This is a genomic window from Streptomyces sp. NPDC058052, assembly GCF_042885515.1.
Taxonomy (GTDB): domain Bacteria; phylum Actinomycetota; class Actinomycetes; order Streptomycetales; family Streptomycetaceae; genus Streptomyces.
In genome coordinates this window covers 17,671-37,179 of sequence record NZ_JBHVRX010000054.1, presented here as the reverse complement: position 1 = coordinate 37,179, position 19,509 = coordinate 17,671, and the positions used below count along the sequence as shown (strand labels likewise).

The following is a 19,509-nucleotide window of genomic DNA, read 5'->3' as shown; positions in this document are numbered from 1 at the left end:
CTTCGTTCCTGTTTCCAGGCCCTCCGGGCGCTTCCTTCGTTTCCGACTCTATCAGATCTTTCCGATCCGATTTCCTCGGTGCTTTCCGGTCCCGATTTGTTTTTCTCGGGGCCTTCCGGCGCTTTCCGACTTTATCAGAATCATTTCCGGCTACCTAATCGGCGGCTTTTCTTGATTCGAATGAGAATCGGGAGTGAGTCAGACTCTAGTTGATTGCTGCCGAGCTGTCCAGCTCCAGGCAACCATCTGAATCTACCTCCCCGCGTCCACCGTGTCAACGGTTTTTTCGGGCACCGGAGGACAGTACCAGCTCCGCGGGGGCCGACGCACATCGGCGCGGTGTGGCGCTCAGGCGGGGAAGACCGACGGTGGGGTGTCGAGGTCCTCCAGCTCGACGCCGGGGGCCGCGAGGACCACGTCGCCGGCGATGTGGACCGTGTGGCGTTCGCCCGTGTCCAGGGTGCTGACCTGGTACTCGTCCACGGTCAGGGGGCCGTCGTCGGTGGGGTGCGTCTCCCGCTTCAGCAGGGCCCAGGACTGGTCGACGGTGAGGGGGGCGAGGACCGGATCCGTGAACGCGACCAGGCGGACGCGGGTCTCGGGGGCTCCGGGGCCGAGGCGCAGCAGGCGGGTGAGGGCGATCAGGAACGCCGGGGACGTACCGGTGAAGGCGTGGGCGCGGACGTTGCCCTCGGTGGCGTGGGTTCCGGTGGGGTCGGTGCGGACCCAGGTGACGCCGTCCAGGGCGGCGCCGCGCACCTGCCAGCTGGAGGCGTGGAGCTCCAGGCGGATGGGGCGGCCGAGCTCGTCGACGGCCAGGTCGACGGAGCCGCGGTGGTCGCCGGCGGGGGTGGTGGTCTGGGAGACGTAGCGCCAGCCGGACGGGCCGGGGGCGCAGTGGAAGTGCTCCTCGCCGAGGGGGGTGTGGTCGTGCGGGTCGTGGAGCGAGTAGCGGCCGCGGGGCATGGGTCCTCGGAAGGGGTGGGGTGGGAACGGGGCAGGCCCCCGGCACCGTGGTGCCGGGGGCCTGACTCGGTGGGCCGGTGACGCGACGGGCGTCGGTGGCCTCAGTAGCGGTAGTGGTCCGGCTTGTACGGGCCCTCGACCTTGACGCCGATGTACGCGGCCTGCTCCGGGCGGAGGGTCGTCAGCCTGACGCCGAGCGCGTCCAGGTGGAGGCGGGCGACCTTCTCGTCCAGGTGCTTCGGGAGCGTGTAGACGTCGGTCGGGTACTGCTCCGGCTTCGTGAAGAGCTCGATCTGGGCCAGGGTCTGGTCCGCGAAGGAGTTCGACATCACGAAGGACGGGTGGCCGGTGGCGTTGCCCAGGTTCAGCAGACGGCCCTCGGAGAGGACGATGACGACCTTGCCGTCCTCGAACGTCCAGGTGTGGACCTGCGGCTTGACCTCGTCCTTGACGATGCCCGGGATCCTGGCCAGGCCGGCCATGTCGATCTCGTTGTCGAAGTGGCCGATGTTGCCGACGATCGCCTGGTGCTTCATGCGGGCGATGTCGGACGCCATGATGATGTCCTTGTTGCCCGTCGTGGTGATGAAGATGTCCGCCGTCTCCACCACGTCGTCCAGCGTCGCCACCTGGTAGCCGTCCATCGCCGCCTGGAGCGCGCAGATCGGGTCGATCTCGGTGACGATGACACGGGCGCCCTGGCCTCGCAGCGACTCGGCGCAGCCCTTGCCGACGTCACCGTAGCCGCAGACGACGGCCGTCTTGCCGCCGATGAGGACGTCGGTGGCGCGGTTGATGCCGTCGATCAGGGAGTGGCGGCAGCCGTACTTGTTGTCGAACTTCGACTTCGTCACGGCGTCGTTCACGTTGATCGCCGGGAAGAGGAGGGTGCCGGCCTGCATCATCTCGTAGAGACGGTGGACGCCGGTGGTGGTCTCCTCGGTCACGCCGCGGATCTCCGACGCCAGCTGGGTCCACTTCTGCGGGGACTCGGCGAGGGTGCGGTTGAGGAGGCGGAGGATGTAGCCGTACTCCTCGCTGTCCGCGGTGGCCGGGTCCGGGGCGGAACCGGCCTTCTCGAACTCGACGCCCTTGTGGACGAGGAGGGTGGCGTCACCGCCGTCGTCCAGGATCATGTTCGGGCCGCCGGTGGGGGTGTTCGGCCAGGTCAGGGCCTGCTCCGTGCACCACCAGTACTCCTCCAGGGTCTCGCCCTTCCAGGCGAAGACCGGGACGCCCTGCGGGTTCTCCGGGGTGCCGTTCGGGCCGACGGCGATGGCCGCGGCGGCGTGGTCCTGGGTGGAGAAGATGTTGCAGGAGGCCCAGCGGACGTCGGCGCCGAGGGCGACCAGGGTCTCGATGAGGACGGCGGTCTGGACCGTCATGTGCAGGGAGCCGGTGATGCGGGCGCCGGCCAGCGGCTGCGACTCGGCGTACTCGCGGCGGATCGACATCAGGCCGGGCATCTCGTGCTCGGCGAGGGTGATCTCCTTGCGGCCGAAGGCGGCCAGGGACAGGTCGGCGACCTTGAAGTCCTGCTGTGCGGCAGTCGTCATGACGGGTGCTGCTCCTCGTGGGATCGGGTGGCGAGGGTCGGTGGTGGCGCCTGACACCGCGGTCGAGGCACCTGCGGGCACACGAATGCCCGGGTGGTTCGCGGTGCAGTCGTCGGAGGCCCTCTCTCCCTCGGCCGGTCCCCTGGGGGGCCGCCCGACCGCCATCAGCAGCGACGTCTGGCTCGTCACGAATCTACACCGGTCGGCGCACCGGCCGCAGGCCGCACGGACAAGGCCCCCGGGGCGGCGTCACGCGCTCCGGGGGCCTCGTCAGGGTGTTCGGCGGGTGGTGCGGGGGCTCAGTGGCCGGATCCGCCCGGGGTCTTGGCCGGGTTCGCACCCGCGGCGGCCGCGGCGGCGTCGTAGATGTCCGGCTCCAGGTAGATGACCCGGGCGATCGGGACGGCCGCGCGGATGCGCTCCTCGGCGGCGTTGATGGCGCTCGCGACCTGGGGGGCGGTCTCGTCGGTCGCGACGGCGATCTTGGCGGCGACGAGGAGCTCCTCCGGGCCCAGGTGGAGGGTGCGCATGTGGATGAGGCGGGTGACGGTGTCGCCGTCGACGATCGCGTCCTCGATCTTCTTCACCTCGTCGAGGCCGGCGGCCTCGCCGAGCAGCAGCGACTTGGTCTCCAGGGCGAGGACGATCGCGATGAGGATGAGCAGGACGCCGATGCAGAGGGTGCCGATGCCGTCCCAGATGCCGTCGCCGGTGAGGAGGGCGAGGCCGACGCCGCCGAGGGCGAGGACCAGGCCGACGAGGGCGCCGAGGTCCTCCAGGAGGACGACGGGCAGCTCGGGGGCCTTGGCACGGCGGACGAACTGCGTCCAGGTGAGGCCGCCGCGGATCGCGTTCGACTCCTTGATGGCGGTGCGGAAGGAGAAGGTCTCGGCGATGATCGCGAAGACCAGGACGCCGACCGGCCAGTACCACGCCTCGATCGGGTGCGGGTCGTGGATCTTCTCGTAGCCCTCGTAGATGGCGAACATGCCGCCGACGGAGAAGAGCACGATGGAGACGAGGAAGGCGTAGATGTAGCGCTCGCGCCCGTAGCCGAAGGGGTGCTGGGGCGTCGCCTCGCGCTGGGCCTTCTTGCCGCCGAGCAGGAGCAGGCCCTGGTTGCCGGAGTCGGCGAGGGAGTGGACGCTCTCGGCGAGCATCGAGGACGAGCCACTGAAGAGGAACGCCACGAACTTGGCTACGGCGATCGCGAGGTTGGCGGCGAGGGCCGCCACGATCGCCTTGGTTCCGCCTGACGCGCTCATGGTCTGTCTGTTCCCTTCGTCGATGCTCCGGCCCGGTGACCGTGGCCGTGGTACGGCCGGTCATTGTTGCATCAGGCCACGACGGTGGCGCGGAACACGGTGCCCGCTCCGGAGAGTTCGACGGCCTCGCCGGCGGGGACGAAGACGGATTCGCCCGGGGACAGGACGATTTCGCCCGCCTTCGGGTGTCCGGCGGTGGCGAGCAGGATCTGCGGGGTGCCGGCGGTGAGGTCGGTGGCGACGGCGCCCTCGGCGCGTACGAGGCGGGAGAGCCGGAACTCGTCGATGGGGGTCTCGTAGACCTCCTCGCCCGTCGGGGACGCCTCGGGGCGCAGGACGCCGGGGTCGCCGGGCTCGAAGCGGACGACGCGGAGGAGTTCGGGGACGTCGACGTGCTTGGGGGTGAGGCCGCAGCGGAGCACGTTGTCGCTGTTGGCCATGATCTCGACGCCGAGGCCGGAGACGTAGGCGTGCGGGACGCCGGCGCCCAGGTAGAGGGCCTCGCCGGGCTGGAGCGTGACGTGGTGGAGGAGCATCGCCGCGATGACGCCGGGGTCGCCCGGGAAGTGGTGGGCGAGGACGGCGTACGGGGCGAGGGCGCCGCCGAGCCGGTCGGCGGCCGCGGCGGCCTCGGTGACGGTGTGCGCCATCTCCTCCGGGTCGGCGGTGAGCAGGGCCGTGAGGACCTCGCGGAGGGCGGCCTCCTCGGGGTGCGCGAGGAGGAGGTCCGCGTACGGCTTGAGGGAGTCGACGCCGAGGGCGGCGAGGGTCCCGGCGGCCTCGGCCGGGGCGCGGAATCCGCAGAATCCCTCGAACGGGGTGAGGGCGCAGATCATCTCGGGCTTGTGGTTGGCGTCCTTGTACATCCGGTGCGGCGCGTCCAGCGGGATGCCGGCGGCGTCCTCCGCCGCGTATCCGGCGCGGGCCTGCTCCAGGTCGGGGTGGACCTGGAGGGAGAGGGGGGTGCCGGCGGCGAGGACCTTGAGGAGGAAGGGCAGACGGGGGCCGAACTTCTCGGCGGCGGCCGCGCCCAGTTCGCGTGCGGGGTCGGCCTCGATCAGCTCGTTCAGCGGGCCGCGGGCGGTGAGCGAGGGGGCACCGGGGTGGGCGCCCATCCACATCTCGGCCTGCGGCTCGCCGGTGGGGGCGGTGCCGAGCAGTTCCGGGATGGCCGTCGTGGAGCCCCAGGCGTAGGGACGGACGGTGTTGACGAGGCGTTCCATGGTGGCTTCCAGCTCCTCGGGGCGGTGACGGTGTCAGACGACAGATGACAGGGGGCGGGTGACACGCGGGCGTCCGGCATCTGGCGGGTGGGTGTCCGGGACCGGACGCCGGTGTGGCCCGGGGCGTACGGCGGGGTGCCGCGTCCGTCCCCCGGTGTCGTGCTCCGTGGGCCGGTGGTGTCAGGGGGCCATGTGGCCGGAGGTGGCCAGGGCGAGGTAGACGGCGGCGAAGTCGGTGACGGCGAGCAGCTCCGCGAGGGTCTCCAGGGCGTCGCCCTCCTCGGGTTCGAGCTCGCTGACGGCGGTGTCGTGGCCGAGGGCGAGTTCGCGGGCGGCGGGGGCGGCGCTGAGGCCGCCGGCGGGGCGGTCGCGGAGGAGGACGACGCGGGCGCGCGGCGCCTGGGACTCCTCGACGCGGTCGCGGAAGAAGTCGTCGGGGTCGGCCGCGGCGGCGTAGGCGCCGGCCAGCAGGACGCCGTGGGCGGGGAGCGCCTCGGGGAGTTCCGCGGCGAGGGCGGGGAGGCCGGCGAGTTCGGCGAGGACGGCGGCGAAGCGGCGGCCGACCGGTCCCGCGGCGTCGCCCTCGGTCCAGATCAGGGGGAGCGACTCGGCGAGCTCGGCGGCGAGGGTCTTGGCCGGGTTGGAGTACGTGGCGATGGCCGGGCCGCAGCGTTCGGCGGTGCGGTCGAGCCGGTCGGCGACGCGCTCCAGCGCCTCGGGCGGGGCTTCGAGGAGGCCGACGCGGTCGAGGAGGGCGAGCAGGGGGGTGAAGAGGGCCCAGAGGGCGCCGGGGCTGGCGGCGAGGTTCTCGCCGTACTCGTCGGGCGCCTCGTGGGGGGCCATCGCGAGCGGGACGAAGAGGCCGCGGGAGCCGCTGACGGCCTCGGAGAGCGGGGAGCCCTCGGGGGCGACGGCGACGACGGTGATGCCGCGGCGGTACGCCTGTTCGGCGAGGAGGGCGAGGCCGGGTTCGGAGCCGTCGGCGGTGGGCAGCAGGAGCAGGTCCACGGAGCCGGCCCAGCCGGGCAGGGCCCAGCGGAGGGCGCCGGCGGCGGCGGCGACGCCGGTGGGCGCGAGCCGTACGACGGGGGCGGAGGCTCCGGCGAGGGCGCCGATCAGGTCGGCGACGCCGGCGGCGACGGTGCCGGGTCCGGCGACGAGGACGGCGCGGGGGCGGCCCTCGGGGTGGAGGTCGGCGATGCCGGCCTCGGTGGCGTGCCGGGCGGCGGTACGGACCCGGGCGCCGGCCTCGGCGGCGCCGCGGAGCAGGCCGCGGCGGTCGGCCAGGGCGAGGGCTTCCGGTGCGTCGAGCAGGGTCTCGTCCAGCATGGGGCGGGCCTCCTGGGCGGGGCGCGGTCTGTCGGGCGCCGTCGCTGCGGGCGCGGCGCGGGCCCGGGGTGCGGTGCGGTGCGGGGCGGTTCGGCGCGGGCGCTCGGCTGGGCGCTCGGGGCGGGCGTCGCAGGGGCCGGGGGTCGCAGGGACCGGGGGTCGCAGGGGCCGGGCGTCGCCCCGGGGGGCGGTGCCGGCCCGTTCCTCCTCCGAGGCTCCGTCCACGGCCCCGGCGGAACGCCTGCCTGCGGACCGGCCCGCGAACGCCTGGCCGCGGACCGGGTCAGGCCGGGTGGCGGGCCTCGTCGACGAGGAGGACCGGGATGGCGTCGCGTACGGGGTAGGCGAGGCCGCAGTCGGGGGACGTGCAGACCAGTTCGGGGGTCTCGTCCGCCGTGCGGTCGTTCAGCGGAGCGTGGCAGGCCGGGCAGGCCAGGATCTCCAGGAGGCCGGCTTCGAGCGGCATTGAGGTGTCCCTTCGTACCAAGTGAATGGTGCTGGTCAGCCTACCGCCGGGGGCGGGGAGTCGCGGCTCGGCGAGCGGCGGCTCCCCGCGGGTCCGGGGTGTCGGGCGGGTGTCAGGCGGTGGCGCGGACGAGGGCGAGGACCTCGTCGCGGATCGTGGCCATGGTGGCCGCGTCGCGGGCCTCGACGTTGAGGCGGAGCAGCGGCTCGGTGTTGGACGGGCGGAGGTTGAACCACCAGTCGGCGGAGGAGACGGTGAGGCCGTCGAGCTCGTCGAGGGTGATGCCGTCCCGCTCGCCGTAGACGGCCTTGACGGCGGCGGTCCTGGCGGCCTGGTCGGCGACGGTGGAGTTGATCTCGCCGGAGCCGGTGTAGCGGTCGTAGGAGGCGACCAGCTCGGAGAGGGGGCCCTCCTGGCCGCCGAGGGCGGCGAGGACGTGGAGGGCGGCGAGCATGCCGGTGTCGGCGTTCCAGAAGTCCTTGAAGTAGTAGTGCGCCGAGTGCTCGCCGCCGAAGATGGCGCCGGACGTGGCCATCTCCTCCTTGATGAAGGAGTGGCCGACGCGGGTGCGGACGGGGGTGCCGCCGTTCTCGCGGACGACCTCGGGGACGGACCAGGAGGTGATCAGGTTGTGGATGATCGTCCCGCCGGGGTGCTTGGCGAGTTCGCGGGCGGCGACGAGGGCCGTGATCGCGGACGGGGAGACCGGCTCGCCGCGCTCGTCGACGACGAAGCAGCGGTCGGCGTCGCCGTCGAAGGCGAGGCCGAGGTCGGCGCCCTCGGCGCGGACGCGGGCCTGGAGGTCGACGATGTTCTTCGGGTCGAGCGGGTTGGCCTCGTGGTTCGGGAAGGTGCCGTCGAGCTCGAAGTACATCGGGACGGTGTCGAGCGGGAGGCCGTCGAAGACGGTGGGGACCGTGTGGCCGCCCATGCCGTTGCCGGCGTCGACGACGACCTTGAGCGGGCGGATCGCGGTGAGGTCGACCAGCGCCTTGAGGTGGGCGGCGTAGTCGGCGAGGGTGTCCCGCCCGGTGACGGTGCCGGGGGTGGCGGCGGCCTCGGGGGCACCCTCGGCCAGCCAGCGCTCGGCGAGGGCGCGGATGTCGGCGAGGCCGGTGTCCTGGCCGACGGGGGCGGCGCCGGCGCGGCACATCTTGATGCCGTTGTACTGGGCCGGGTTGTGCGAGGCGGTGAACATCGCGCCGGGCAGGCCGAGGCTGCCGGAGGCGAAGTACAGCTGGTCGGTGGAGCAGAGCCCGATGAGGGTGACGTCGGCGCCGAGGCGGGCCGCGCCGCGCGCGAAGGCGTCGGCGAGTCCGGGCGACGAGGGGCGCATGTCGTGGCCGACGACGATGGCGCCGGCGTCCGTCACGCGGACGAAGGCGGCGCCGAAGAGCTCGGCGAGCTCCTCGTCCCACTGGTCCGGGACCACCCCGCGGACGTCGTACGCCTTCACGATCTGCGACAGATCGGCAGTCACGGATCCACCCTCCTGAGTTCTCGGCACGCGTGTGCGGCGCGTGTGCGGAACGCCCAAACTACCCGGGACGGGGGTGGGGCACTCGGGCGGTGGCCGGTTGTGGACCCGTGCGGGTGGGCTCGGGGGCCGGCCGCCGGAGGGACCGGGGCCGTTGCCCGGGCTCCCGACGAGCGACCCCCGGGGGTCCGGGGTTCAGTTGTCGGGGGAACGGAGCACCCGGAGGTGTCCGCGGCGGCCGACCTCCATGGGGTCGCCGCCCCGTCCGCCGGGCTTGCCGGCCTCGGCGGCGCGCTCCTGGGGGCGGGCCGCCTCCCGGACCGCGTTGGCCAGGGCTTCGAGGTCGTCGCCGCTGGGGCGGGTGGGGGCGGAACCGTCGGAGAGCCGCACGACCTCCCAGCCGCGCGGGGCGGTGAGGCGCTCGCTGTGCTCGGCGCACAGGTCGTAGCAGTGGGGCTCGGCGTAGGTGGCGAGCGGGCCGAGGACCGCGGTCGAGTCGGCATAGACGTACGTCAGTGTCGCGACGGCAGGGCGGCCGCACGCGGTGCGCGAACAGCGACGTACAGGGCTCACGACGTTGGACGGTACCGCACTCTTGAGCGGGCCGCGACGACTCTCCCCCAGGTCACTCCACCGTGTCGCGGTGTGACCTCCACCACCCCCGTTCGAGTGGTGCCCGTTCTGACCTGCGGTGGAGGGGGCGCCAGGGGGGTGGTACGGGGGGCGATCCGGACAGGGACGTGGAGAAATCCGGTCAGGGGCGGCCGGACGGCCGATCGCGCGCGGGTGCCGAATCGTTCCCTGGAGCGGCCGGAATGTTCAGGTTTCGACAGGAGGTGGGGGCGGGGGTGGGGCGGGGCGGGGCGATCGGCGGGTCCACGCCACGGTGCGGAGTGACCCAGGAGAGTTACGCTGCGTCAGTGATGGACACTCCTGTGCCGCCCGGGCCGCCGGGCCCCCCGCAGAACTCCGGGGAACCGCCGGCCGAGCCGCGGGTCCGCCGCCGCGACCGGCACGGCCGCGGGATGCGGGGCCCGGTCGCGCCGCCGCAGGTCCCGCTGTCCGTGAGCCGGGCGGACACCTTCCGCGATCTGGTCCTGGACTCGGTGGAGCGGCTGGAGCGGCGCTGGCCGCAGCTCCAGGACGTCGAGTTCATGATCATGGAGGTGCCGCCGCCGGTGTCGGGCGAGACCGTGCCGCTGGGCGGTTCGGTGCCGGCGGAGAAGCGGGAGCCCGCGAAGGTGGTCGTCTACCGGCGACCGGTCGAGATCCGCTCCAAGACGCGCGACGAGCGGGCGCTGCTGGTCCACGAGGTCGTGGTGGAGCAGGTCGCCGAGCTGCTCGGCCTCTCCCCCGAGTCGGTCGATCCCCGGTACGGCCAGGACTGAGGCCGCACCGGGACCGGGGGTCGCACCCGGCCGTAACCGGGAACGCGGGTCCCCGGGGGCGTCCCCGGGGTCAGTCGTCGAGGACCGTGAGGTCCTGGCGGGCCGTCGGGACCTGGACCGTGCCCCGGTCGTCCACCAGGGTCTGGACGGTGAACATCGGGATGCCGTCCTCCGTGACGGTGAGCATGCGCGCCGCGTACACCGGTCCGCCGCCCGCGACCGGTTCGACGGTCACCGCGTAGGAGCCCTTGACGCCCTTCGGGGCGAGGTCGGTGAGGACCGTCGTGGTGCCCGCCTTGAGCGAGACCGTGCGGGAGGCGGGGCTGCCGCCCTCGGAACCGGCGGAGGACGTGACCTTCACCTGGGCGGCGGCCTCGGGGGCCGTGAGGGTGAGGGCGGTGCCCTTGGCGCGGTTGTCGGCGACGGTGGCGCGGGCGGTGACGGGGGCCGTCGCGGGGATGAAGGCCATCTCCGTGTCCGAGCCCTTGCCGCGGACCACCTTGAGCGCGGCCACGACCGGGACCTGCTTCTTGGGGTCGGTCGGGGTGAGCAGCAGCGAGGCGGCGGCCCCCCGGGTGAGGTCCGGCAGGTCGACGAAGGCGGTCATGCCGGCCTTGATGTGCAGGGATTCGGCGGCGGCGGGGACGATCGTGCCGTTCTGGGTGACCAGCTGGATCTTCAGGTCGGCGTCGGATTCGCCGGGGGCGAAGGCGACGAGGCGGACGCCGGTGGCGTCGGCCGGGATGCCGGGCAGCAGGACGCGGGCCGCCGGGTCGGCGGAGGGGGCGAGCCAGTCGCTGCCGACGCCGTCGCCGGCGGAGCCGAGGGCGGCGCCGACCCGGCCGGTGCGGGTGGTGACGTGGGCCGTCAGGTTCTCCTGGGCGCCTCCGGAGAGGAGGGGGCCGAGGAGGACGGGGACGGTGGAGTGCGGCGGGACCTGGACGCCCTCGGGGATGGAGGTCTTCAGCTCGCCCTCGGGGCCGTACAGCTCGACGTCGGCGACGGCGAGGGTGTCGTCCGGGTTGGTGAGGTGGACGTAGTCCGCGCGGCCCTTGGCGGTGGAGGCGGCCGGGAACCAGAACTCGGTGTCCGGGGCGGAGCAGCCGACGCCCAGCAGGCCGCGGGCGGCGCCGGCCGGGACGAGGGTGGTCTGCTGGACGGTCCAGCCGGGGGCGAGGGTGCCGGTGGCGGTGCCGGTGAGGCCGTGGGTGACGGCTCCGTCCGTCTCGGCGGAGACGGGCTTGCCGGGGGCGGTGACGGAGGCGGGGGCCTTGGGGGCCTTGCCCTTCTTGCCTCCGGCGGCGTTCGGGTTCTTGGCGACGCCGAGCACCGCGCCGGGCTTGGCCGCGTCGGCGCCGGCGGCGGGGGCCTGCGCGCCGGCGGCCGGCGGGGTGTACGAGGTGGTCAGCGTCTCGGCGATCTCCGAGACGCTGGGGGCGGGGCAGAGCAGGCTGGTGCGCTCGACGGGGAGGCGGGCCGCCTGGGGTGCGGGGGCGGCGGACGCGGCGGCGGGCTCGCCGGGGGCGGTCAGCGCGGCGAAGCCGGTGACGGCGGCGAGGGCGGTGGCGACCGCGATCAGGGAGAGGGTGGGGCGGTTCACTGGTTGCTGCTCCCGTCGGGACGCTGCTCGGTCTCGTGGCCCTGCGGGTACCCGTAGTCGTATCCGGCGTAGCCGTCGTGGGGGGCGTACCCCTGCGGGTTCCGCGGGTCGTGGCCCTGGGGTGCCTGCCCGGGGTCGTACGCCTGGCCCTGGTCGTAGCCCTGGCCCTGGTCGTAGCCCTGGCCCTGGTCGTAGCCCTGGGCGGCCGGGTAGCCGCCCTGCGGGTCGTAGCCCTGGGTGCCGTAGCCCTCCTGGCCGTAGCCCTGACCCTGGCCCTGGTCGTAGCCCTGCTGGGGGTACGCGTACGCCTGCTGCTGGTACGGGTCGGCGTACTCCTGGGCGTAGCCCTGCTGGTCGTACGCGGGGGTGTACGGCTGCGGGGCGTGGGCCGGGTCCTGGCCCGCGGTGTCCCACTCGTCCGGCTCGGCGGTCCGCCGGCCGGGGATGGCGGCGGGTTCGGCGGGGTGGTCGGCGGGGTGGCCGGCGTCGGGGGCGTCGGGCCAGGCGTCGGGCGCTTCGGCGGAGGCGGCCGCGGCGGCGGTCTCCGCCTCGGCGGCGGCGCGCAGGCGGCGGGCGCGGCGGCCGTCGCCGTCGGTGGCCTGGGCCGGGATGGCCGTCTCCTCCTCGGGCAGGTCGTCGTCGATCTCGCGGCGGCGGCCGGGCAGGGCGAGGACCACGAGGACGACGGCCAGGCCGAGCTGCGTCCAGATCCAGACGGTGTGCGCGAACGGCTCGTCGTAGGTGAGGTCGAGGCGGCCGCCCCCGGCGGGGAGCTGGAAGCCCTGTGCCCAGCCGTCGACGGTGGTCGGGGTGAGCGCGGTGCCGTCGAGGGTGGCGGTCCAGCCCTCGTCGGCGCGGTCGGCGACGCGCAGGACGCGGCCGGCCGGGCCGGCGGGGATGTCGGCGTGGGCCTCGACGGGTCCGGCCGGGACGAGGACCGGCTTGGCGGCCGGGGTGTCGCCGGCCGGCGCGGCGCCGGTCCCGGCGGCGGGCGGGACGATCATCACGCGGGCGATCTCGCGGTCGACGCGCCAGAGCGCGGCGCCGTCGAGCTGGCTGAGCCGGGAGATGCCGGGGGTGGTGTCGAGGACGCGGCTCATCTGGCGCGGCGAGCCGTCCTTCACCAGCACGTACCGGATCGCGAAGGCGCTCAGCTCCTGCGTCTGGTCGGCGCCGGAGCCGGCGACGAGCTTGGCGACGACGGAGTCGAGGCGGGGGTCGGGCTCGGCGGTCCCGGTTAGCTCGGCGTCGCCGAGGCGGGCGCCGGAGCCGCGGACCAGGGTGTAGTCGACCGCGTCGGGCGAGGTGGCGGAGAGCACGAGCGTGCGGGGCTGGTCCTCCTGGCCGCTCTCCTCGGCGACGAAGGCGGGGACCTGGACGGGGTCGCGGCGGCTGAGCGGGCCGTCGGCGCCGCCGATCATCCAGCCGCCGGCGGCGGCGGCGGGGCCGAGGGCGCAGGCGAGGGCGATCAGCGCGGCGACGGGCTGGCGCCAGCCGAAGCCGTGGGCGGCGACGCGGCCGCGGCCGCCCTCGGCGCCGAGCATGCCGGCGGCGATGAGGGCGGAGCCGTAGACGAGGGTGGCGGGGCCGGCCCAGCCGGTGCCTCCGGCGCCGTTGGCCAGGGCCGCGAAGAGGAGGCCGGCGAGGGCGGCGGTCCAGGCGGCGAGGACGGCGAAGCGGCGCTCCTCGCGGAGGAGGGCGGCGAGCGCGGCGAGGACCAGGCCGAGGAGGAGGATCCCGCCGGTGGTGCCGGGGCCGCCGGGGTTGCTCGCGAGCAGGTCGACGGCGGTGGCGGTGCCGGTGCGGAGGTCGAGGCCCGCCTCGTGGAGGAAGGCGGCGGGGTCGGTCAGCAGGGAGAGCGACCAGGGCGCCAGGGCCAGGATCGGGGTGCCGGCGGCGGCGAGGAAGCGGAGCCCGTACGCGGTGATGTCGTCGCGGCGGACGGCGAGGACGCCGAGGCCGAGGAGGACCGCGAGCGGCCACACGATCGGGGTGAACGCGGTGGCGACCGTGAGCAGCAGGGCATAGGCCCAGGTGGCGCGCCAGCTGCCGCGGTCCGGGCGGTTGAAGCCGTGGGCGGCGACGGCGGCGCGGGCGATCAGCGGGAGCAGGATCGCGAGGATCGCGGTGCCGAGCCGGCCGGTGGCCAGGGCGCCGGTGGCGGCGGGCAGGAAGGCGTAGGCGACGGCGCCCCAGGCGAGCAGGAGGCGGGAGCCGACGAGGCCGCGGGCGGCGAAGTAGGCGGTGAAGCCGGCGAGCGGGACCGAGCAGACGAGTAGCACGGTCAGCGCGGTCGAGGTGGAGCCGAGGAAGAGCGCGGAGAGCGCGGCGAGGATGCCGAGGTAGGGCGGGGCGCTCTGGGTGCCGCCGGTGCCCAGGGTGTGCCAGGCGTCCGCGTACTTGCCCCACAGCTCGGAGACGGTGTCGGGGGCGGGCAGCAGGACGCCGCCGGCGAGGGAGCCGCCGGCGAAGAGGTTGCGGCAGGCGACGAGGGAGACGACGAGGAGGAGGGCGAAGAGGACCGGGCCGGGCTTGCGCGCGATCTTCTTCAGCCGGGCGAACTGCTCGATCTCCAGGAAGTCGGCGTCGTCGCCGCCGGGGCCGGACTCGACGGCGCCGTGGCGGGAGCCGGCGTCGGACTCGTCCCCGCCGAAGTGGGAGGCGAGCTGTTCGGCGGCGGCGCGGAGGGTGGCGCCGGGCGGCGGGAAGAGGGGCCGGAGCTCGGCCGCCGGGACCTCGGGGCGCGCTCGGCGCTTGCGGGCGGCGAGGAGCTTCTCGGGCCGCAGCAGGGTGGCGAGGAGGCCCATGATCTCGTCGACGGCCTGGCCGGGGGCCTTGCCGACGAGGAGGCCGAGGGTGCGCAGGAGGGTGCCGAGGACGAGGCGGAGGAAGACGTAGGGGAGGGCGCGGCCGCGGGTGTGGGCGAGCAGCGTGTAGACGGCCGCGGCCTTGTCGACGCGGTGCGGGCTGGCGGCGGTGCGGCCGGCGCAGTCGACGGAGCGGCGCTCGCGGGCGGACGCCTCGGCGTGCCGGAGGACGGCGTCGGGGGCGATGAGGACGCGGTGGCCGGCGGAGTGGGCGCGCCAGCAGAGGTCGACGTCGTCGCGCATCAGGGGCAGCCGGCGGTCGAAGCCGCCGAGCTCCTCGAAGACGTCGCGGCGGACGAGCATGCCCGCGGTGGAGACGGAGAGGACCGGGCGGATCTGGTCGTGCTGGCCCTGGTCCTGCTCGCGCCGGTCGAGGCCGGTCCAGCGGCGGCCGCTGCGGGCGAGGGTGACGCCGACCTCGAGGAGCTGCTTGCGGTCGTACCAGCCGCGGAGCTTGGGGCCGATGACGGCCGCGTACGCGTCGGAGTCGGCGACGCGCAGGAGTTCGGCGAGGGCGCCGGGCTCGGGGGCGCAGTCGTCGTGGAGCAGCCAGAGCCACTGGACCGGCTCGCCGTGCGGGAGGTCCGGGAGGTCGTACGCCTCGTCGTTCCAGGTGCGGCTGACGGGGTCCCAGCCGCTGGGGCGCTTGAGGTAGGGCAGGTCCTCGGGTCCGAGCACGGGCGCGGTGCGGACGGCCTCGTCGACGGCGGTGCCGAAGCCGGTGCGGCGCGCGAGGTGCAGGACGCGGTCGGTGCCGATGGCGTCGCCGACGAGCTGTGCGGAGTCGTCGGCGCTGCCGGTGTCGGCGGCGATCACGCTCTGCACCGGGCGCTCCTGGGCGAGCAGCCCGGAGAGCGCGTCGGGCAGCCAGCGGGCTCCGTCGTGCGTGACGAGCACGGCGGTGACGACGTGCCTGGGAAACTCAGGAGTTGAGGACATCGAGCTACGGGCCCTCCGGCCGGGGTCGCCCGCGGGGGGCGTGGGGAGCGTCTCGGACGGAGGCCCACACTAACGGCTGCGGATGCGGGGCCGGACCGGTGCGGGGAGGACGAGGGCCGGTTCGGCGCGGGCACTTGGGGCGGCGCGGGGCCCCGCCGGCCCGGGCGGCGGAGGCGGCGCGGGGCCGGGCGGCGCGGGTGCCCGAGGCCGTGCGGGCCGGGCCGGCGGGGGCTCTTCGGGCGGTGCGGGGCCGGGGCGGCGCGGGCGCCGGAAGGCGGTGCGGGGGCCGGGGCGGCGCGGGGGCCGGGGCGGCACGGGGGCCGGGGCGGCACGGGGGCCGGGGCGGCACGGGCGCCGGAAGGCGGTGCGGGCCGGGGCGGGCGGGCGCCGGGGGCGGGTGTGCGGGAGGCGGGGCGCCGCCTCCTGGGGCGTCGGGCCCGTGCGCTCTTCCGCCGGAGGACCCGGGGCGGGCAAGGGAACGGTCCGTCTCCGGGGTGCCGGGGACGGACCGTGGGGGTCTTCGCGGGGGTCTTCGCCGGGTTTCGCGCGCGGTTCGCCGCGGGGTTCTCCGCGGGAGCTTCCGCGGGGATCTCCGCGAGGGGCGGTTTCCGGCCGTGGGCCGGTTCAGACGGCGGCCTTCTTGAGGCGGCGCCGCTCGCGCTCGGAGAGGCCGCCCCAGATGCCGAAGCGCTCGTCGTTCTGGAGCGCGTACTCCAGGCATTCGGAGCGGACTTCGCAGGCGAGGCAGACCTTCTTGGCCTCTCGGGTCGAGCCGCCCTTCTCGGGGAAGAAGGACTCGGGGTCGGTCTGGGCGCACAGCGCGCGCTCCTGCCAGCCGAGTTCCTCGTCCGCGTCCTCGACCAGCAGTTCCTGGAACAACTCGGTCATCTGCGCCCCTCGTCTGTCTGTGCGTCCCGTGATGTCGCCGTGATCGAAACGGCCGAACGACACGAGTGAAATTACAAGTTCGTGCTCTGTGCGAGTCAAGCCGAGATCTGCTATTGGGCCCCGTATTCACTCTGCGGAACCAAGCCTATGCGGAAAGTGTTCAAATCACCAAAAACGTGACACATGCCACCGGTGGATCCCGTGGTGTCGTGCCTCCGTCCAGAAGGACGTACGAGACTTGGATCTTGTTGCGATCCAGCCATGGAAGCGATCCGGATCACAGTCCGATCACGGACGGTCCGGCCGGCGGCCATGTTTACGGGCACGACTGCTGCGCCATGTTGCCTGGTCCGGGGCTGAACAAACCTTTCTCCGGGCACGGTAACCGGATGAGGTGAAACATTACCCCCAAATCGGGCATTGAGTTGACAGTCGGGTACCCCTCCGGCCACTTTGGTGCCATGCCAGCGACCGCAGCGCCCGCCGCGACCCACGCCCGTGGGTTCCGCCGCGCTGTCCAGGCGCGCTGTTGCTGTTGCTGTTCCAGCTGTTGATGCCTCCGAGCTCCAGCCCCTTCCCCCAGCGTCACCCTGCGTCACCCGAGTCACCTGTACCTCCGTGCCGTGACCCCCCACCGCTCTTCGTTTCTGCTGAGGAACACCCCACCCATGAACATGGACAGCGACCTTCAGATCGCCGGCGACCTCATGGAGGTCCCGCACCTGCTCCAGCCCGAGCGTGAGCACCCCGTCACCGTGGCCGAGTTCGCCGGCCTCGCCCGCGAGATCGCCGCCGACCGCGACCGGTGGGCCCCGCACGTCGAGTACGACGCCACCACCCGCTGGTACCACCGCCTGCGCACCGGGCCCGGCTACGAGGTGTGGCTGCTCTCCTGGGTGCCCGGCCAGGGCAGCGGCCTCCACGACCACGGCCGGTCCTCCGGCGTCCTCACCGTCCTCCAGGGCGAGTTGACGGAGCGTACGGACCGGGGCGTGCGGACCCTGCGCCCCGGCACCCAGCGGATCTTCGCCCCGGGGTACGTCCACGAGGTCGCCAACGACTCCCTGGAGCCCGTCGTCAGCCTCCACGTCTACTTCCCGGGCCTCACCGAGATGCCGATGCACGAGTCGTACCAGGGCCGGTGCGCCCCGGCCGGCCAGGAGACCGTCACCGCCTGACGGCCCGCCCTCCCCCGGCGGGCGCGGGGTGGTGCCCCGGCCCGGCGACCACCCCTCGGACGATCGGGCCGCGGCTGACAGACTGTCCGCATGCGCATTGTGGTTCTGGCCGGTGGCATCGGTGGTGCCCGTTTCCTTCGCGGTCTCAAGCAGGCCGTCCCGGACGCGGAGATCACGGTCGTCGGCAACACCGGTGACGACATCCATCTCTTCGGGCTGAAGGTCTGCCCCGACCTGGACACGGTGATGTACACCCTCGGCGGTGGCATCCACGAGGAACAGGGCTGGGGCCGCGAGGGCGAGACCTTCGCCGTCAAGGAGGAACTGGCCGCGTACGGGGTCGGACCCGAGTGGTTCGGCCTCGGCGACAAGGACTTCGCCACCCACATCGTCCGCACCCAGATGCTCGGCGCCGGCTACCCGCTGAGCGCCGTCACCGAGGCGCTCTGCGCCCGCTGGCGGCCGGGCGTGCGACTGCTGCCGATGTCCGACGACCGCGTCGAGACGCACGTGGCGATCGAGGTCGACGGCGAGCAGCGGGCCGTGCACTTCCAGGAGTACTGGGTGAAGCTGCGCGCCTCCGTCGACGCCAAGGCCGTCGTGCCCGTCGGCGCGGAGGCCGCCAAGCCCGCCCCGGGCGTCCTGGAGGCGATCGCCGAGGCGGACGTCATCCTCTTCCCGCCGTCCAACCCCGTCGTCAGCGTCGGCACCATCCTCGCCGTGCCCGGCATCCGCGAGGCGGTCGCCGCCGCCCCCGCGCCGGTCGTCGGCCTCTCCCCCATCGTCGGGGACGCGCCCGTGCGCGGCATGGCCGACAAGGTCCTCGCGGCGGTCGGCGTCGAGTCGACGGCGGAGGCCGTGGCCCGCCACTACGGCTCCGGCCTGGTCGACGGCTGGCTGGTCGACACCGTGGACGCGGACTCCGTCGCCGGCGTCGAGGCCGCCGGCATCGCCTGCCGGGCCGTGCCGCTGATGATGACCGACCTGGACGCGACCGCCGCGATGGCGCGGGCGGCGCTCGCGCTGGCCGAGGAGGTCCGCCGGTGACGGCGGCCCCGGCGCCCGCGTACCGGGTGTGGGGACTGGCCGGGCTGCCCGAGGTGGCGCCCGGCGACGACCTCGCCAAGCTGATCGCGTCCGTCTCCCCCGGCCTGGAGGACGGCGACGTCCTGCTGGTCACCTCCAAGATCGTGAGCAAGGCGGAGGGACGGATCGTCGCCGCCGACGACCGCGAGGAGGCCATCGACGCCGAGACCGTACGGGTGGTGGCGCGGCGCGGCACCCTCCGCATCGTCGAGAACCGGCAGGGGCTCGTCATGGCCGCGGCCGGCGTCGACGCCTCCAACACCGCCGCCGGAACCGTGCTGCTGCTGCCCGAGGACCCCGACGCGTCCGCGCGGCGCATCCGGGCCGGACTGCGCGAGGCGCTCGGCGTGGACGTCGGCGTCGTCGTCACCGACACCTTCGGGCGGCCCTGGCGCGCCGGGCTCACCGACGTGGCGATCGGCGCGGCCGGGGTGCGGGTCCTGGACGACCTGCGGGGCGTCACCGACTCGCACGGCAACGAGCTGAACGTCACCGTCGTCGCCACCGCCGACGAACTCGCCGCCGCCGGCGACCTGGTGAAGGGCAAGGCCACCGGCGTGCCCGTCGCCGTCGTGCGCGGTCTGCCGCACGTGGTCGGCGGGGACGAGGAGCCGGGCGCGCGGGCGCTGGTGCGGTCCGCCGCCGACGACATGTTCCGGCTGGGCACCTCGGAGGCCGTACGGGAGGCGGTGACGCTGCGCCGGACGGTACGGGAGTTCACCGACGACCCCGTCGACCCCGGGGCCGTCCGGCGCGCGGTCGCCGCGGCCGTGACGGCGCCCGCCCCGCACCACACCACCCCGTGGCGGTTCGTCCTCCTGGAGTCGCCGGAGTCGCGGCTGCGGCTGCTCGACGCCATGCGGGACGCGTGGATCGCGGACCTGCGGCGGGACGGGAAGTCCGAGGAGTCCATCGCCAGGCGGGTCCGGCGCGGGGACGTCCTGCGGAACGCCCCCTACCTCGCCGTGCCCTGCCTCGTCATGGACGGCTCCCACCACTACGGCGACCCGCGCCGCGACGCCGCCGAACGCGAGATGTTCGTCGTCGCGACCGGCGCCGGCGTGCAGAACTTCCTCGTCGCGCTGGCCGGCGAACGGCTCGGCTCCGCCTGGGTGTCCTCGACGATGTTCTGCCGGGACGTCGTCCGGGACGCGCTCGGGCTCCCGGAGCACTGGGACCCGATGGGCGCGGTGGCCATCGGCCGCCCGGCGACCGCCCCGAGGGAACGGCCGGCCCGGCTCGCCTCGGAGTTCATCGAGGTGCGCTGAACGGCGCCGCCGG

The 19,509-nt window shown here is 74.4% G+C and carries 15 protein-coding genes; 4 read left to right on the top strand and 11 right to left on the bottom strand.

Features of this window, described 5'->3' with window-relative positions; translation table 11 throughout:
- Window positions 1–348: 348 nt before the first annotated feature.
- From ACFVU3_RS38555 to ACFVU3_RS38520, 8 genes are all read right to left on the bottom strand, one after another.
- Window positions 349–966: a hypothetical protein gene (locus ACFVU3_RS38555; RefSeq protein WP_390073458.1), complete on the bottom strand. Its 618-nt coding sequence runs from the start codon at window positions 964–966 to the stop codon at window positions 349–351.
- 101 nt (window positions 967–1,067) lie between these two features.
- Entirely contained in the window at window positions 1,068–2,522 is a 1,455-nt protein-coding gene (gene ahcY, locus ACFVU3_RS38550) for an adenosylhomocysteinase (RefSeq protein WP_390073457.1), read from the bottom strand.
- A gap of 299 nt (window positions 2,523–2,821) precedes the next feature.
- The gene (locus tag ACFVU3_RS38545) at window positions 2,822–3,787 is read right to left on the bottom strand and encodes a cation diffusion facilitator family transporter (protein ID WP_390073456.1); all 966 of its coding nucleotides are present in this window, start codon (window positions 3,785–3,787) and stop codon (window positions 2,822–2,824) included.
- A gap of 71 nt (window positions 3,788–3,858) precedes the next feature.
- Window positions 3,859–5,010, bottom strand: coding sequence for a mannose-6-phosphate isomerase, class I (gene manA / locus ACFVU3_RS38540; RefSeq protein ID WP_390073455.1), 1,152 nt, complete (start codon window positions 5,008–5,010; stop codon window positions 3,859–3,861).
- Between the two features lie 180 nt (window positions 5,011–5,190).
- The gene (locus tag ACFVU3_RS38535) at window positions 5,191–6,339 is read right to left on the bottom strand and encodes an SIS domain-containing protein (protein WP_390073454.1); all 1,149 of its coding nucleotides are present in this window, start codon (window positions 6,337–6,339) and stop codon (window positions 5,191–5,193) included.
- A gap of 283 nt (window positions 6,340–6,622) precedes the next feature.
- Window positions 6,623–6,805: a Trm112 family protein gene (locus ACFVU3_RS38530; RefSeq protein ID WP_390073453.1), complete on the bottom strand. Its 183-nt coding sequence runs from the start codon at window positions 6,803–6,805 to the stop codon at window positions 6,623–6,625.
- A gap of 112 nt (window positions 6,806–6,917) precedes the next feature.
- Entirely contained in the window at window positions 6,918–8,285 is a 1,368-nt protein-coding gene (locus ACFVU3_RS38525; RefSeq protein WP_390073452.1) for a phosphomannomutase/phosphoglucomutase, read from the bottom strand.
- Between the two features lie 192 nt (window positions 8,286–8,477).
- Window positions 8,478–8,906 (bottom strand): DUF3499 domain-containing protein, encoded by a 429-nt coding sequence (locus ACFVU3_RS38520; RefSeq protein ID WP_390073461.1) that lies wholly within the window; start codon window positions 8,904–8,906, stop codon window positions 8,478–8,480.
- Between the two features lie 299 nt (window positions 8,907–9,205).
- On the opposite strand from ACFVU3_RS38520, the gene ACFVU3_RS38515 reads away from it, so the two are divergent.
- Window positions 9,206–9,670: a metallopeptidase family protein gene (locus ACFVU3_RS38515; RefSeq protein ID WP_390073460.1), complete on the top strand. Its 465-nt coding sequence runs from the start codon at window positions 9,206–9,208 to the stop codon at window positions 9,668–9,670.
- A gap of 70 nt (window positions 9,671–9,740) precedes the next feature.
- On the opposite strand, the gene ACFVU3_RS38510 is transcribed toward ACFVU3_RS38515, so the two are convergent.
- The 3 genes from ACFVU3_RS38510 to ACFVU3_RS38500 all read right to left on the bottom strand — a co-directional run bounded on the left by ACFVU3_RS38510 (window position 9,741) and on the right by ACFVU3_RS38500 (window position 15,964).
- Window positions 9,741–11,270: a DUF5719 family protein gene (locus ACFVU3_RS38510; RefSeq protein WP_390073451.1), complete on the bottom strand. Its 1,530-nt coding sequence runs from the start codon at window positions 11,268–11,270 to the stop codon at window positions 9,741–9,743.
- On the bottom strand, window positions 11,267–15,076 hold the full coding sequence (locus ACFVU3_RS38505; RefSeq protein WP_390073450.1) for a glycosyltransferase: 3,810 nt from the start codon (window positions 15,074–15,076) through the stop codon (window positions 11,267–11,269). Before ACFVU3_RS38505 ends, ACFVU3_RS38510 begins: the two co-directional genes overlap by 4 nt.
- A 624-nt stretch (window positions 15,077–15,700) precedes the next feature.
- Window positions 15,701–15,964: a WhiB family transcriptional regulator gene (locus tag ACFVU3_RS38500; RefSeq protein WP_015033978.1), complete on the bottom strand. Its 264-nt coding sequence runs from the start codon at window positions 15,962–15,964 to the stop codon at window positions 15,701–15,703.
- A 668-nt stretch (window positions 15,965–16,632) separates the two neighbouring features.
- On the opposite strand from ACFVU3_RS38500, the gene ACFVU3_RS38495 reads away from it, so the two are divergent.
- From ACFVU3_RS38495 to ACFVU3_RS38485, 3 genes are all read left to right on the top strand, one after another.
- A complete protein-coding gene (locus tag ACFVU3_RS38495; protein ID WP_390073449.1) occupies window positions 16,633–17,142 on the top strand; it encodes a cysteine dioxygenase in 510 nt (169 codons plus the stop codon).
- Between the two features lie 90 nt (window positions 17,143–17,232).
- The gene (cofD, locus tag ACFVU3_RS38490) at window positions 17,233–18,189 is read left to right on the top strand and encodes a 2-phospho-L-lactate transferase (RefSeq protein ID WP_390073448.1); all 957 of its coding nucleotides are present in this window, start codon (window positions 17,233–17,235) and stop codon (window positions 18,187–18,189) included.
- A complete protein-coding gene (locus tag ACFVU3_RS38485; protein ID WP_390073447.1) occupies window positions 18,186–19,496 on the top strand; it encodes a coenzyme F420-0:L-glutamate ligase in 1,311 nt (436 codons plus the stop codon). The genes cofD and ACFVU3_RS38485 overlap by 4 nt, the downstream gene beginning before the upstream one ends.
- The last annotated feature ends 13 nt before the right edge of the window (window positions 19,497–19,509 follow it).

Coding starts and splice junctions, on each gene's coding strand:
- ACFVU3_RS38505 (WP_390073450.1), bottom strand. CDS start 15,076: ATGTCCTCAACTCCTGAGTTTCCCAGGCACGTCGTCACCGCCGTGCTC.
- manA (WP_390073455.1), bottom strand. CDS start 5,010: ATGGAACGCCTCGTCAACACCGTCCGTCCCTACGCCTGGGGCTCCACG.
- cofD (WP_390073448.1), top strand. CDS start 17,233: ATGCGCATTGTGGTTCTGGCCGGTGGCATCGGTGGTGCCCGTTTCCTT.
- ACFVU3_RS38535 (WP_390073454.1), bottom strand. CDS start 6,339: ATGCTGGACGAGACCCTGCTCGACGCACCGGAAGCCCTCGCCCTGGCC.
- ACFVU3_RS38500 (WP_015033978.1), bottom strand. CDS start 15,964: ATGACCGAGTTGTTCCAGGAACTGCTGGTCGAGGACGCGGACGAGGAA.
- ACFVU3_RS38530 (WP_390073453.1), bottom strand. CDS start 6,805: ATGCCGCTCGAAGCCGGCCTCCTGGAGATCCTGGCCTGCCCGGCCTGC.
- ahcY (WP_390073457.1), bottom strand. CDS start 2,522: ATGACGACTGCCGCACAGCAGGACTTCAAGGTCGCCGACCTGTCCCTG.
- ACFVU3_RS38515 (WP_390073460.1), top strand. CDS start 9,206: ATGGACACTCCTGTGCCGCCCGGGCCGCCGGGCCCCCCGCAGAACTCC.
- ACFVU3_RS38495 (WP_390073449.1), top strand. CDS start 16,633: ATGAACATGGACAGCGACCTTCAGATCGCCGGCGACCTCATGGAGGTC.
- ACFVU3_RS38555 (WP_390073458.1), bottom strand. CDS start 966: ATGCCCCGCGGCCGCTACTCGCTCCACGACCCGCACGACCACACCCCC.
- ACFVU3_RS38545 (WP_390073456.1), bottom strand. CDS start 3,787: ATGAGCGCGTCAGGCGGAACCAAGGCGATCGTGGCGGCCCTCGCCGCC.